This window comes from Megasphaera paucivorans, assembly GCF_900103535.1.
Classification (GTDB): Bacteria; Bacillota; Negativicutes; order Veillonellales; family Megasphaeraceae; genus Megasphaera_A; species Megasphaera_A paucivorans.
Map to the genome: position 1 here is coordinate 51,903 of NZ_FNHQ01000013.1, position 14,222 is coordinate 66,124.

Annotated in this window: 14 protein-coding genes; all 14 read left to right on the forward strand. The window is 36.5% G+C overall.

The genetic code is table 11. The features are described from left to right. The first annotated feature begins 254 nt into the window (after positions 1-254). The 14 genes from BLR11_RS07365 to BLR11_RS07425 all read left to right on the forward strand — a co-directional run bounded on the left by BLR11_RS07365 (position 255) and on the right by BLR11_RS07425 (position 14,210). Positions 255-863: a polysaccharide biosynthesis/export family protein gene (locus BLR11_RS07365; protein ID WP_342707191.1), complete on the forward strand. Its 609-nt coding sequence runs from the start codon at positions 255-257 to the stop codon at positions 861-863. 121 nt (positions 864-984) lie between these two features. Beyond that, a complete protein-coding gene (locus BLR11_RS07370) occupies positions 985-2,442 on the forward strand; it encodes a GumC family protein (protein WP_245675113.1) in 1,458 nt (485 codons plus the stop codon). Continuing rightward, positions 2,430-3,167: a CpsD/CapB family tyrosine-protein kinase gene (locus BLR11_RS07375; protein WP_091650133.1), complete on the forward strand. Its 738-nt coding sequence runs from the start codon at positions 2,430-2,432 to the stop codon at positions 3,165-3,167. The genes BLR11_RS07370 and BLR11_RS07375 overlap by 13 nt, the downstream gene beginning before the upstream one ends. Positions 3,168-3,363: 196 nt before the next feature. After that, entirely contained in the window at positions 3,364-4,068 is a 705-nt protein-coding gene (locus BLR11_RS14590) for an aminotransferase class I/II-fold pyridoxal phosphate-dependent enzyme (protein ID WP_281240845.1), read from the forward strand. Continuing rightward, a complete protein-coding gene (locus BLR11_RS14595) occupies positions 4,001-4,519 on the forward strand; it encodes a DegT/DnrJ/EryC1/StrS family aminotransferase (protein ID WP_281240846.1) in 519 nt (172 codons plus the stop codon). The genes BLR11_RS14590 and BLR11_RS14595 overlap by 68 nt, the downstream gene beginning before the upstream one ends. Before the next feature lie 11 nt (positions 4,520-4,530). After that, positions 4,531-5,184 (forward strand): acetyltransferase, encoded by a 654-nt coding sequence (locus BLR11_RS07385; RefSeq protein ID WP_091650136.1) that lies wholly within the window; start codon positions 4,531-4,533, stop codon positions 5,182-5,184. Positions 5,185-5,186: 2 nt separating this feature from the next. Continuing rightward, a complete protein-coding gene (locus BLR11_RS07390) occupies positions 5,187-5,789 on the forward strand; it encodes a sugar transferase (RefSeq protein WP_091650138.1) in 603 nt (200 codons plus the stop codon). Between the two features lie 46 nt (positions 5,790-5,835). Further along, positions 5,836-6,966 (forward strand): glycosyltransferase family 4 protein, encoded by a 1,131-nt coding sequence (locus tag BLR11_RS07395; protein ID WP_091650141.1) that lies wholly within the window; start codon positions 5,836-5,838, stop codon positions 6,964-6,966. 72 nt (positions 6,967-7,038) lie between these two features. After that, entirely contained in the window at positions 7,039-7,872 is an 834-nt protein-coding gene (locus BLR11_RS07400; protein ID WP_091650144.1) for a glycosyltransferase, read from the forward strand. Positions 7,873-7,949: 77 nt separating this feature from the next. Next, positions 7,950-9,077: a glycosyltransferase family 1 protein gene (locus tag BLR11_RS07405; protein ID WP_091650147.1), complete on the forward strand. Its 1,128-nt coding sequence runs from the start codon at positions 7,950-7,952 to the stop codon at positions 9,075-9,077. Then, on the forward strand, positions 9,074-10,504 hold the full coding sequence (gene wzy, locus BLR11_RS07410) for an O-antigen polysaccharide polymerase Wzy (protein WP_091650149.1): 1,431 nt from the start codon (positions 9,074-9,076) through the stop codon (positions 10,502-10,504). The genes BLR11_RS07405 and wzy overlap by 4 nt, the downstream gene beginning before the upstream one ends. Positions 10,505-10,519: 15 nt before the next feature. Then, positions 10,520-11,587 carry a glycosyltransferase gene (locus BLR11_RS07415; RefSeq protein WP_091650152.1) on the forward strand — a complete coding sequence of 356 codons (1,068 nt, stop codon included), beginning with the start codon at positions 10,520-10,522 and terminating at the stop codon, positions 11,585-11,587. A gap of 40 nt (positions 11,588-11,627) precedes the next feature. Then, entirely contained in the window at positions 11,628-12,728 is a 1,101-nt protein-coding gene (gene glf / locus BLR11_RS07420) for a UDP-galactopyranose mutase (RefSeq protein WP_091650155.1), read from the forward strand. A gap of 51 nt (positions 12,729-12,779) precedes the next feature. Next, positions 12,780-14,210, forward strand: coding sequence for a flippase (locus tag BLR11_RS07425; protein WP_091650157.1), 1,431 nt, complete (start codon positions 12,780-12,782; stop codon positions 14,208-14,210). The last annotated feature ends 12 nt before the right edge of the window (positions 14,211-14,222 follow it).

Below are 14,222 nucleotides of genomic sequence, written 5' to 3' on the forward strand. Positions count from 1 at the left end.
GAAGTACCGTTGTGAAAATGAACAGTTGTGGAAAAAGAGGTTGCAGGAACGAGTAGACAAGAAACGCGTGTTAGAGATGAATCTAACTATACAGCGATTCACTACTGTTACCTGTATATTTTTACTGACTCGGGATATAGAATATGCTATACTTAATAGTAAGATAATAGTGTCATACTGCATTTATTTATTATTATCAGTTGGAGTGAATGATATATGAAAAAAAAGTAGTAGCGATAGCCTTGGCACTGGCTATGTCGACAGGCATGGTATCGGCGGCGGACTATCTCATGCGTCCCGGTGACGAATTATATATTACGGTTACACAGGAACCGGATCTGAGTAACTCAACGACCAATCCCAATCCGTTTATCGTGCGTCCCGATGGGAAGGTATCTTTTCCTATGGTAGGAGAGATCGATGCCCAGGGCATGACGGTGGCGCAGTTTACAGATACCCTGCGCGACGGATTAAGCAAGTATATCGTAAATCCCGATGTGGCTGTGAACATTGCAAAACTGGGAACGGTCCGCGTCTATGTCTTTGGTGAGATCAATCGGCCCGGTGTCTATCAATTGGAAAAATCCCACCGAGTCTTGGATGCTATCGGAGCGGCCAATGGGTTCAACTGGGATACGGCAAAGAAGAAAATCTTTTTGATCCACCAGGATGAACCGGATAAACCCATTGTCATCAATCTGAATCATATTTTGGAAACAGGAGACATGAGCCAGAACTACGTCATGCGCGAAGGCGATGTCCTGTACTTTACGAGGAACAGCCGCATCAGCTTCTCCCGTGATATAGCACCTATCTTGACAGGAGCCTATATGGTCTCGGAAATCAAGAACAATACGAATTAATATCATTGTGTATTATCTTCTACGGCTCCCTTGTCAGGGGAGCTGGCACCGAAGGTGACGGAGAGGTTATAACAAGCACGTTCATCTAGTACTACCATTATCCTTTAGGAGTTGATTTTTTTTGGAAGAGGAAATGACCATTGACCTGCGGGAACTGCTGCAGGTTCTGGATACACATAAAAAGACCATAGCAAAAATCACAGCTGCCTTTGTAGCCTGCGGCGGCTTATATCTCTTCATCGTCCCGCCGACCTATGAGTCCGTATCCTTGCTCCGTGTAAAGGAACAGCAGGGATTGGGCGATTCTATTTTGCAGAATATTCCGGCTGTCGGGGCAGATAGGACGAAACAGATCATGAATACGGATGCGGAGATACTCAAGAGCCGCAACGTAGTCATACCGGTCATTAAAGCCACACAAGAGCCCAATGAAAAAGGAATATATCCCGACTACGACGGTTTTGTGAAAGGACATATCAAGACGCTCCCTTTTAAGGATACAGAAATATTGCAAGTATCGGTAACGGGAAAAACAGCAGAACAAGCCCATCAAACGAATAAAATGCTGGTCAGGGGATTTTTGAACCGGCTCACGGAGATGTCTCACGACGAACAAAAAGCGACACGGGAATTTCTGGAAAAACGAGTGGGTTCAGCGAAACAGGAACTGACAGATGCGGAAAATAAGTTACAAGCTTATCAGGTCGCCAACAAAATCTATTCTCCCGATGACCAGATGAAAAGTGTAGCGGATAAGCTGACTACGATTGACAAGGCCAAAGCTGCCAATCAGCTCGATTTGGAAACAGCGAAAGCAGCCTTAGCCAGTATCAATAACCAATTGGGGAGCGCCGGACAGAGCATAGCCGACAGTCCGGCTATCCAGCAGTACAAGGTACAGCTGGTACAGCTGGAGGGAACGAAAGCCGGCTATATGGGAAAATATACGGATGAACATCCCCAGATGCAGTCCATCAATAGTCAAATCAATGCCACGCGCACGGCACTGGAACAGGAAATCGCCAAGGTCGTAGCGCAGCAGTCCCCCTCCAGTAGTGCGGTGCAGCAAGGATTGCTGGCGGATAAGTTTAAGAATGAAGCGGCTATTGCCGTTGCTGAAGGAAAAAACCAAGCCTTAGCCTCGCAGGAGGAGGAAGGCAATGCAGTCGTGGCTGCTCTGCCGCAGCGGGAACAAGGGTTTATCCGCGTCAAACGGGATGCCGACGTGGCACAGGAAATCTATATCATGCTTTCCAAACGGTTAGAAGAAGCCAAGGTAGCGGAAGTCATGATTCCCAATGAAGTACAGGTCGTCGACGGGGCGACGCTGCCGGAAAAACCTATTAAACCGAGAAAAACATTGACGATGCTGTTATCTCTGATATTAGGAATTTTTTGCAGCAGCGGGTTTGTTATGGCTCACTATTTATTGTATCGTAAGGTACGGACGGCCGATGATGTGGAACAGTTGCTGGGACTTCCAGTGCTGGGAATGATACCCGATGCACAGACTATGCAGTATAAAGAAAAAAACAAGAATATACTGGCAAAGGTGAGGGACAAACTATGGCGGAAATAGATCTCATAACCCAATATAATAAGAAATCCCCTGTATCCGAAGCCTATCGGGCGATTCGTACGAATCTGCAGTTTGCCGGCGCGGGAAAACCGTTGAAATTAATCAGCTTTACGTCGGCAACACCCTACGAAGGGAAGTCGACGACCGTATCCAATCTAGCCATCGTCATGGCACAGAATGAAAAGAACGTATTGCTCATCGATTGTGATATGCGAAAACCGGTGCAGCATAAAAAATTTGGGTTACCGAATCGGGGACTCAGCAATTATATAGCGACAGGAGCCGCATTGGAGAAGGTCATTCAAAAAAATGTGCTGCCCCATTTGGATATTCTGCCTAGCGGGCCGGTGCCGCCGAATCCATCAGAGCTGTTGAGTTCAACGAAGATGGAAGAGGTCTTGCAGGCAGTCCGGGATATGTATGACTACGTGCTGCTCGATATGCCGCCGGTCCTGCCGGTGACGGATGCAGCGGTCATGTCCTCGAAGGTGGATGGGGTTGTCCTTGTGTTATCTTCAGGGGATATCTCTCCGGATGAAGCCAATCGGACAAAGGCACAACTGGAACAAGGGGGAGCTAAAATATTGGGAGTAATTCTCAATAAAGTACCGACACAGCGGAGTTATGGTTATAGCCAGTATTACTATTATTACTATTACGATGAAGACCATGTAAAACATAAGGGACACAGACACCATAGTAAGGAAGAAAATAGTGGGCAGTAGTTGGTAGTTTTGTTGTTAGTAGTTAAGGTTACTCAAGACTTCCAAAATAAGGATAGGTAGAGCACTCTTTTTAAAGAAATATAGTGATGAAGAGAAAGAAACAATTTGGTTTTTCTGCTAGTCGGTGCTGAAGGTGTATAAGAAGTTTTTATTATATCTTTTACTTCCATATTTTAAACATAAGAAGGGGATTCTATTGCCAATTAAAAATTTTCCAGTATTTGAAAAACGAGTATATCTATCGTCTCCCACAATGCATGGGGAAGAACAGCAATATGTTCAGGAAGCATTTGATACCAACTGGGTGGCTCCATTGGGAAAAAATGTCGACGAATTTGAAAAAACGGTAGCGACGTATGTAGGGGTACAAGAAGCAGCGGCGCTGACTGCCGGTACGGCAGCACTCCATTTAGCCGTAAAACTTGCCGGTGTACGACCAGGAGATATTGTATTGTGTTCCGATCTTACCTTTGCGGCGACGGTGAATCCGGTAAGCTATGAAGGAGGCATTCAGGTATTTATCGATAGCGAACGGGATACGTGGAATATGGATCCGCAGGCACTGGAAGTGGCATTTGAAAAATATGATGGGAAGAAATATCCCAAACCTAAAGCTGTTATTGTAGCCAATCTCTACGGAACGCCGGCAAAGCTCGATGAAATACGAGCCATCTGTGACGCTCATGATACGATTCTGATTGAGGATGCCGCAGAAAGTCTGGGAGCTACGTATAAGGGACAGCAGACGGGTACCTTTGGAACGTGGAATGCTGTAAGTTTCAACGGCAACAAAATTATTACCACCAGTGGCGGCGGCATGTTTCTTAGCGACGATGTGGAAGCTGTCAAAAAAGGTACGATTCTGGGCAACGCAGGCACGGGAACCATTTCCCTACTATGAACACAAGGAAATCGGCTATAACTATCGCATGAGTAATATCGTGGCCGGTATCGGTCGAGGACAGATGCATCATATTGGCGAACACATTGCACAAAAGCGAGCTATTTATCATCGCTATAAGGAAGGGTTTACTGGGGTTCCCGTGGAAATGAATCCCTATGTACCTTGCAGTGAACCTAATTTTTGGCTTAGCTGTTTCACTATTAATAAAGGACAAGCTGTTACACCTGATGATATTCGGTTAGAATTGGCAAAGTATAATATTGAATCCAGACCGATATGGAAGCCCATGCATTTGCAGCCCGTATATGCTGCAAACGATTTTATTACATTAGACGATCCTGTGGGAGAAGATATATTTGCTAGAGGACTTTGTTTGCCGAGTGATAATAAAATGACCGAAGAACAGCAACAAGTAGTTATAGAAATTATAGATGGATTATTTAAATAAGGAGTATATATATGAAGAGATTGCTGATTATAGGAACTGGAGGATTTGCGAGAGAAGTATACTGGCATGCACAAAATTCTATTGGGTATGGAACCGAATTTGAGATAAAAGGATTTTTAGAGGGAACACTGCCAGTAGCACCTGAAAAATATTCTTTATTACCGGCTAAAGTATATGAAAATGTTATTAACTATGAAGTGAAGAAGGATGATGTATTTGTTATTGCACTAGCTAATTCGCAGGTTAAAAATGAAATAGCAAATATTATTACTGAAAAAGGTGGACATTTTATTAACCTTATTCATAAAACTGCGTTGGTTGCACCGAATGCAATATTAGGAGAAGATTTGATTTTATGCCCTTATACGTTTATTACCTGTGATACTACTGTAGGTAATCATATAATATTGAATATATATTCAAGTATTGGACATGATTCCATTGTGGGAGATTATACGAGTATTATGTGTTATGTGGGTATAGCGGGAAATGTAAAAGTTGGTACATGTAATTTTTGGGGAGATGGTTCAATCGCAATTCCGGGCAGTCGAATTGGAGATAATGTGACCGTTGGAGCAGGTGCAGTAATTCTTAAAAAAATAGAAGATAATCAAACAGTAGTAGGTATTCCTGCAAGAGAAGTTCATAAAAACAAGGTGGTGTAAATATGTATCGACATTGCATAAAGCGACTAATAGATCTGGTATTATCTTTGATGGCATTTGCAATGTTATCACCATTATTGATCGTTATTGGAATTTTAGTTCGCATAAAATTAGGAAAACCTGTTTTTTTTAAACAACAACGGCCAGGTAAAGATGAAATAATTTTTGAGATTTTTAAATTTAGGACAATGAAAGATACCAAAGATAGAAATGGAAATTTATTATCTGATGAACTCCGATTGACTAGGTTTGGGGGATTTTTACGTTCTACTTCTATAGATGAATTGCCGGAATTGATAAATATCTTAAAAGGTGATATGTCTATTGTTGGGCCAAGACCCCTATTGGTCAAATATTTACCGTTATATAATGAGCGACAGCATCATCGTCATGATGTTCGACCGGGACTCACGGGTCTGGCTCAGGTGAATGGTAGAAATGCGATTACGTGGGAAAAAAAATTTGAATATGACGTTACATATACTAAAAATATTACCTTTATGGGAGATTGTAAAATTATTTTTCAAACAGTGTTAAAAGTATTACAAAGAAATGGTATTTCATCGAAAACCTCTGCGACGATGGAAGAGTTTAAGAGAAAATAATTAATAACGCCATTTTGTTATTTTGAATTTATGACAGGATGAAATAATGAACAAAATTTGTTATATTACAACAATTTCTGATACAATACAAGCCTTTTTTGTTCCCCAATTACAATATCTTTCAGAAAATGGTTTTTCGGTAACTGTAGTTTGTTCACCAGATGATGAATTAAAATCTATATTGGGAGACTATATTCAATATCATCCCATTATGATACCTCGGGGAATTGCTACACTTTCTTTGCTTATTTCAATCTACAAATTGAGAAGTTTTTTTATTAAAGAACGATTTGATATCGTACAATATTCAACTCCTAATGCAGCATTTTGCTCGGCTATTGCAGCAAAATTATCTGGAATAAGAGTGAGAAATTATCACTTGATGGGACTGCGTTATTTGGGTGCTTCAGGTATTTTTAGGATTATTTTAAAACAACTAGAAAAATATACATGTGAGTGTTCAACACATATTGAATGTGTTAGTAAATCTAATCTTGAATTGGCTGTTCAAGATAAATTGTTTTCTGCTCATAAAGGAACAGTAATATGGAACGGTAGTTCTGGAGGAATTGATTTATCTCGATTTGATATATCACACCGTCAAGAGTATCGTGCGTTGGTGAGAAAAAAGTATGGTATTTTAGAACATGATTTTTTATTTGGTTTTATGGGAAGAATCACAGTTGATAAAGGAATAAATGAAATTTTTGAAGCATTTAGTAGAATTTCTAATGCCAAGTTGATGATTATTGGTCCAACAGAACAATTAGACTTTTTAAATCAATACTTGTTTAAACAGACGAAAAAAAATCACAATATTATATTTATTGGCCAAGTATCAGATCCCGAACGTTTTTATTGTGCTATGGATGTATTACTTTTACCAAGTTATAGAGAAGGATTTGGGAATGTTGTTATTGAAGCAGCTGCAATGGGAACACCTGCAATTGTTAGTGATATACCTGGTCCAATTGATACATCAATTCAAAATGTTACTGCTCTTTGGGTTCCGCCTAAAGATGTACATGCACTTGAAGAATCAATGAAAAAAATTATTAATAAACCAGGCTTAAGATCTCAATTATCGAAAGCTTGTCGACCATATGTTATACATCATTTTGAACAGCAGAAATTGAATGCTAAAATTTTGGAACGAAAAAAAGAACTTTTACAATAATGAGCTTTTATGATTCGGAGCTAATAAAAATAGAGTAATTATTTTAGTTATATAAGAAGGGAATATTATTCGATGACCCAGCCAATGGTTTCTGTTATTATGGGCACTTTTAATTCAAATTTTCATCGGTTAGAAATTGCGATCGAGTCTATACTTTATCAAACTTATTCAAATTGGGAATTTATTATTTGTGATGATGGATCTACTAATGGAACATATGAATGGTTGTGTGAAAAGTATTTACATGATAATAGGTTTATGATTTTACAAAATACTACTAATCAACACTTAGCGGCAACACTAAATAAATGTATATTTTGTTCACATGGAAAATATATAGCACGTATGGATGATGACGATTATAGTTATCCTGACAGATTTTTTAAAGAAATATCTGTGCTTGAACAAGATGCAAATTTAGCCTTGGTTTCTTCTAGCACAGATATATTTGATGGAACTAAGATAATTGGAATTAATAAGTCACTACCCAATCCTCAAAAAAAAGATTTTCTTTGGGGCAGTTGTTTTGTTCATCCAGTAACTATGTTCCGGAAAAGCGCATTATTGGCTGTGAACAATTATAGAACACAATGGATAACAAAGCGGCCAGCGGAAGATTATGATTTGTTTATGCGCCTTTATTCGGCAGGATATAGAGGAATTAATATTCAAGAATCTTTGTTGCGGTATTATGTAAATCCTCAGGCAATGAAAAAACGTAAATATATTTTTCGTGTAGAAGAAGCTTTTACTCGTTTTTACGGGTTTAAAGATATGGGTGTTTTGTTTCCGATAGGATGGATATATGTATTTAAACCTTTATTTGTAGGACTTATACCCTCAAAAATGTTATTTTTGTTGCAAAAAAAAATAACATTTTCTAATAATAAAAATGTTGGAATATAGTATTTGTATAGTAGTGAATCTCTCTATACATTGCAATTTTTTTAATATTAAAGAAATAAATATATGGGAGTAAAGATATGTATAGAATTTTGCAAGTTTGCGGTGGTCTGAGACAAGGCGGCGCAGAAACAATGATAATGAATGTATATCGTGCAATTGATCGTAAAAAAATACAGTTTGATTTTCTTGTTTATAATGATGAAACAACTTTTTTTACAAATGAGATTAAAAAGCTTGGTGGACGGGTTATTGTACTTGATAGAAAACATAAGTGGAATATCATTCGATATAATAATGAATTTCAAGAGATTATAAAAACGTATGGTCCATATAAAGCTGTACATGTTCATACAAATTCTCATAGTGGGTTACCCTTGTGGATATCCAAGAGAGCAAGTATTCCTATTCGCGTTTGCCATTCTCATTCGACACTTCAACAGCTACATGAATCAATAAGTAGAAAAATTTATCGATTTATAATGAAACATATGATTTTGGAGAATGCAACAGTATTGGCAGCTTGTGGAAAACAGGCTGGAATAGCTCTTTATGGTGAAAATTGTTTTTTACGAAAAGGCGTTATTATTCCAAATGCAGTTGATATAAATTTATATCTTCAAAATTACTCTGTAGAAATAAATGAATTAAGAAAGCAATTACATTTAGATGATGAATGTATGATTATTGGAAGTGTGGCGAGCTTTAAGGATGTTAAAAACCATGCTTTTATGTTAACCATAGCAAGTAGATTAAAAACATTAAAAATTAATTTTGTAATGATTTTTGTTGGAGATGGGATATTACGAAATAATATTCAAAAAGAAGCATCTTCTCTTGGCTTAACAAAAAATATTATTTTTTTAGGAGTGCGCCAAGATATTCCATTGTTAATGCAGTTATTTGATGTCTTACTTATGCCATCACTATATGAAGGGTTTCCTGTTACATTAGTGGAATCACAGGCAGCTGGACTACCTGCTGTGATTTCAGACAAAATCCCTAATGAAGTAGACTTACATCTAAATTTGATTGGTAAACATAGTTTAGATTCCGATGTAGATGAATGGGTTCATGCTATAATATATGCTGCTAATAAATTAGCAGATGTCTCAGCAGTGGTAAGAAAGTCAGTAATTACTAAAAGAAAATTAGACATTCATGATTCGGTTAGAATATTTTATAAGATATATGGGATAACACAATGAATACATTAACTAACAAAATGGGGAAAAAAATTAATGTATGGGATATATTTTTTATATATATCATTGGTTGTGTAATATTGTGTATTATGCTTCTGGCTGATATTGACTCTATAAATACTACAATGTTAACTGCATGGGTTGGAAATATTCTGCTTTTATATGGAATCTACGTATTTAAAAAATATACTGGCACTCATATCAATCAATATTCATTATTTTGGATATCATGGTTTGTTTTTTCATATGGACAAATATTTTTATATTCGATGGGTATTACAGATGGTAAATATGATGTAATGATGAGGTATTCCACTGAATTAATTAATCAATATTTATTCTATTTTATTTTGGCATCAATATTTGTTTTAATTGCAGGACAGAGAATATTAGTATCCAATACAGTTGAGCCAATAAATACTGGAGAAATTCAAATTTCTGATATAACAGTACGAATAGTTTTTTGTTTAATGTTAGTAATATCAGCGAGTATATTTTGGTCAGATTTATTATCTATGATTATGTTGTCAGGAACATATGGCTATCATGCAATTTATGAAAATCGAGAAGGTGCTAATTCATTAATATCTTCCATATCAATGTGGTATATTCCTTCTTTATTGGTGCTTATGGCATCATACAAAAATTCAAAGTGTAAAATATTTATATTATTTCTTTTATTATTTCCTGCATTATGTTTTTTATATATTGGTCTTCGAGGAAGAGCTCTTGCTATTATTTTAAGTGTTCTTTTTTTGTGGCATTCATCTATAAAACCCCTTAATGGTAAAAAAACTTTTATATTAATTGGACTTGGAATTCTCTTTTTTAATGTTATTTTCGGTATTGCTGCAATTCGAGATGAAGGTAGTAGAAGCTTTGAATTTATGGTAAATAGTATTTTAACTCAACATTCAACCGGAAATTCTGTAATTAATAGCATAAGTGAGATGGGAGGAAGTATGCAAATCTGGTTAATGTTGCAATCTTTAATACCTCAACAATACTCTTACGATTACGGCTTTTCCTATTTAGCTTCATTACTATCATGCATACCATCGTTTTTGTTGGACGGTTTTTCCTTTTCTAAATATGCAAATTTAAGTGAATGGATTATGAATGTTGAAGGAAGCAATTATGGACTTGGTTTTTCTCTCATAGGTGAGGCATATTATAATTTTGGCTGGTTTGGCATAATTGCTTTATTCTTTGTTGGTTATTTTATTTTTTATGTACTTTCGGGAAAATGGGGAAGCAAGAAACTAATAAAATATCAGCAAGCATTTGCGGCTATTGGATTATATATTTTTATTACTACAGTAAGAGATTCAATGTATTTGTCTTTTCGTTATATTTTATATACTATTATAATTCCTATTATTTTAATTTATTTAATTGAATCTGATCGACATAGAAAGAGAAAAAAATAGAATGGAGATGTTAATTTGAGTAGTTATAAGAATCAAGGTGTTTTTATTGTAAAAACTATATATAAGGTGAAAGCATATCATGCTGGAAATAAAGCACGGGCAGATGTCGATTCGGTATTTGATCAATTTAGCCATAATTACATACATAATTATTCTGTTGATAACAATTTATATTTGAATAATGGAAATAACAAAAATATTAAATATTATTTGATCAGGAGTATTAATGCCGTACGAACTTTTTTTGAGTTTAGAAAATGTAAGAATAAAGTGTTGTTGATGCATTATCCTCCTTTATTCCCAGCCGTGTTAGGTGATAACATTAGTTTTCTATATAAGAATAACGAAACTGTATTTTTAGTACATGATGTTGATAGTATACGATATGGGACAGATGAAAAAAAAGATATCGATGTATTAAATTTGGCTAAAGTAGTCATTATTCATAATGAAATGATGGCGAAGAAATTAGTACAATTAGGAATGACTGTTCCGTATATTGTTAATATTCATCTGTTTGATTATTTAGTAGAAAGTCGTATTGAAGAAAAAAAATATAAAAAGGCTATTGTATTTGCCGGGAATTTGGGAAAATCGGTTTTTTTACGGGATTGGATTGCACTGGAACGCAATTATGATATAGATTTATATGGCATGGATTTTCCTGCTGAATGTACCCAATTTGATAAAGTTCATTATAAAGGACAAGAACCACCGGATACGTTGCCGTTAAAGATCGACGGCGGGTTGGGATTGGTGTGGGATGGTCCACAGACTGATACATGTGGTGGAATGTTGGGAAATTATATGAGATACAATAACCCGCATAAATTTTCGCTGTATATTGCTAGCGGAATCCCAGTTATTGTTTGGAACGATGCAGCGATTGCTTCTATTGTCAAACAATATAAGATTGGTTATTGCATCAATGATTTACGTGAGATCAATCAGATTATGGATCAGATTTCAGAAAAAGAGTATCATACGTTGCAGTTAAATGAAAAAAATTTGCAGCAAAAAGTAATACATGGAGGCTTTTTGAAAGATGCCGTGGTCAAGGCGTTGGCTTATGTTAGAGAATAATTTTAAAATTGACGAATAGTCGAATAGAGGTAAAATAATAATGAAAAAATATGATTATCTAATAGTTGGCAGTGGATTATTTGGTGCTGTTTTTGCACATGAGGTTGCTGCAAAAGGAAAACATTGTCTGGTCGTTGAGCGAAGAGCCCATGCAGGCGGGAATATATACTGCCAAAACAGGGAAGGCATTAATATTCATTTTTATGGCGGTCATATTTTTCATACCAGTGATCGATCTGTTTGGGAATATGTAAATCAATTTGCAGAATTTAATCATTACATAAACAGCCCGTTAGCTAATTATAAAGGAAAACTGTATAATCTTCCTTTCAACATGAACACATTTTATGAAATGTGGGGAGTTACGACACCTAAAGAGGCTGTGGAAAGAATTGCAGCGCAGAGATCCATCATAACTCATGAGCCTCGGAATTTGGAAGAACAGGCTATCAGTCTGGTCGGTATGGATATCTATGAAAAACTGATTAAAGGGTACACAGAAAAGCAGTGGGGAAGAAAATGCACTGAATTACCGGCATTCATTATCAAACGATTGCCGGTACGCTATACGTATGATAACAATTACTTCAATGATCGTTATCAGGGCGTACCCATAGGCGGATATAATATATTGATCAATCATTTGCTGGAGGGAATAGAAGTTCGTCTGGATTGTGATTTTAATCAAGATCAGACAGCGTGGAAGTCTATGGCAGACAAAATAGTTTATACAGGAACCATAGATGAATATTTTGATTATGGCTTAGGAGAACTTGAATACCGCGGACTTCGTTTTGAAACGGAGAGGTATGAGATAGATAATTATCAAGGGGTAGCAGCGGTCAACTATACAGACAGTGAAACACCATATACTCGGATTATCGAACATAAGCATTTTGAATTTGGCACGCAGCCTGTAACGTATATTACTAAGGAATATCCTGCCGTTTGGAAACGCGGTGATGAAGCGTATTATCCGATTAATAATACAAAAAATCAAAAACTGTATCAGCAATATTTAATGAAAGCGAAGCAAGAGCAGAATCTTATATTTGGTGGACGCTTGGGAGAATATAAGTATTATGATATGGATAAAGTAATACAATCGGCATTGCGTCTTGCGGAAAAAGAATTATGCTGATGCAATATTATGCAGTGGAAATTCTTATGAGTATTGATTTTAAGTGATAATATGGCGAGTATATCAAAAAACTACTTTTATAACATACTTTTTCAAGTATATAGTTTAATCCTGCCGATCATTACGGTACCTTATTTATCGCGAGTAATTGGGGCCGAAGGCCTGGGAAAATATGCGTTTGCATTGTCTGTTGTCACGTATTTTACCATGATTGCCTTTCTGGGGATGACTAATTACGGGCAGCGAACCATAGCCTACGCCCGTAATCAGGATATATATACACTGAGCGCAACGTTTTGGGGCTTGTTTATCGTTAAATTTGTTTTATCGGCGGTCGTGCTGATTGTATACCTTGTCTTTATATCTTTTTATTTTTCAAACAGCTATTTGTATCTGATACTTGCGATAGAAATTATTACTGTTTCCTGTAATGTAGATTGGTTTTTTCAGGGTACTGAAAATTTTAAAGTTTTAGCCGTACGGAATGTTTTTATCAGAACGTTAGCTACGATTGCTATCTTTTTATTTGTTAAAACATCCGACGATTTTATTATTTATGTTTTGTGCATGACATTGGCAAATTTTTTAAGTACCGCATCCATTCTTCCTTTGTTGACCACATATATTTGCAAAGTTCATTTTGCAGATATTCATTGCCGTGAACATTTGGTTGGCTCATTTCGTTTGTTTATTCCGCAAATTGCCATGACGGTTTATTTAGTTATGGATAAGACCATGCTGGGTGTGTTAAGTCATTCACCGGCAGAAGTTGGATTTTATGATCAAGCGCATAAACTTGTCTTAGTGTTGTTAACTCTTGTCACTTCGCTAGGAACTGTCATGGCTCCAAGAATATCTTTTTTATATGCTAATAAAGATTACCAAGGTATTTTACGTAATTTACGATATAGTTTTAATGTCGTATGGTGCTTATCTATCCCTATGATTTTAGGTATTTTTTCAGTAGCTGATATATTCGTGCCGTTTTTTTTCGGGCATGGATTTGAGGAGGTTATTCTGCTATTGGAGGTTTTCAGTTTTCTTCTTTTAGCTATTGGGTTAAGCAATATTATAGGAAGCCAGTATTTGATCCCGACAGGGAGAGAACATTTATTAACCATTTCTGTAACAATAGGGGCTGTTATTAACGTTTTCTTAAACGTACTGCTTATCCCACACTATGAGTCATTTGGCTCGACTGTATCTTCTGTTATTGCGGAGATTGGTGTGTTCGGTTATCAATTTTGGGTGACACATAGGGAATTACCGTTTCGCACATATTTTTTATGTGTGAAAAACTATCTTTTTGCTGGTATGATCATGTTTTTCGTACTATATTTTATTCCCAAAAGCATTTCGCCCAGTTGGTATTTATTGAGCACTGTTTTCACGGGAGCTGTTGTATATAGTGCAGTTTTGATTTTTTTGCAGGATAAGTTTATTATGGAAATACTCAGCAGAATAAAAAATAAATGGCATTAAAGACGAGAGGAC

Coding starts and splice junctions, on each gene's coding strand:
- BLR11_RS07400 (WP_091650144.1), top strand. CDS start 7,039: ATGACCCAGCCAATGGTTTCTGTTATTATGGGCACTTTTAATTCAAAT.
- BLR11_RS07390 (WP_091650138.1), top strand. CDS start 5,187: ATGTATCGACATTGCATAAAGCGACTAATAGATCTGGTATTATCTTTG.
- glf (WP_091650155.1), top strand. CDS start 11,628: ATGAAAAAATATGATTATCTAATAGTTGGCAGTGGATTATTTGGTGCT.
- BLR11_RS07385 (WP_091650136.1), top strand. CDS start 4,531: ATGAAGAGATTGCTGATTATAGGAACTGGAGGATTTGCGAGAGAAGTA.
- BLR11_RS07395 (WP_091650141.1), top strand. CDS start 5,836: ATGAACAAAATTTGTTATATTACAACAATTTCTGATACAATACAAGCC.
- wzy (WP_091650149.1), top strand. CDS start 9,074: ATGAATACATTAACTAACAAAATGGGGAAAAAAATTAATGTATGGGAT.
- BLR11_RS07405 (WP_091650147.1), top strand. CDS start 7,950: ATGTATAGAATTTTGCAAGTTTGCGGTGGTCTGAGACAAGGCGGCGCA.
- BLR11_RS07365 (WP_342707191.1), top strand. CDS start 255: ATGTCGACAGGCATGGTATCGGCGGCGGACTATCTCATGCGTCCCGGT.
- BLR11_RS14595 (WP_281240846.1), top strand. CDS start 4,001: ATGTGGAAGCTGTCAAAAAAGGTACGATTCTGGGCAACGCAGGCACGG.
- BLR11_RS07375 (WP_091650133.1), top strand. CDS start 2,430: ATGGCGGAAATAGATCTCATAACCCAATATAATAAGAAATCCCCTGTA.
- BLR11_RS07425 (WP_091650157.1), top strand. CDS start 12,780: ATGGCGAGTATATCAAAAAACTACTTTTATAACATACTTTTTCAAGTA.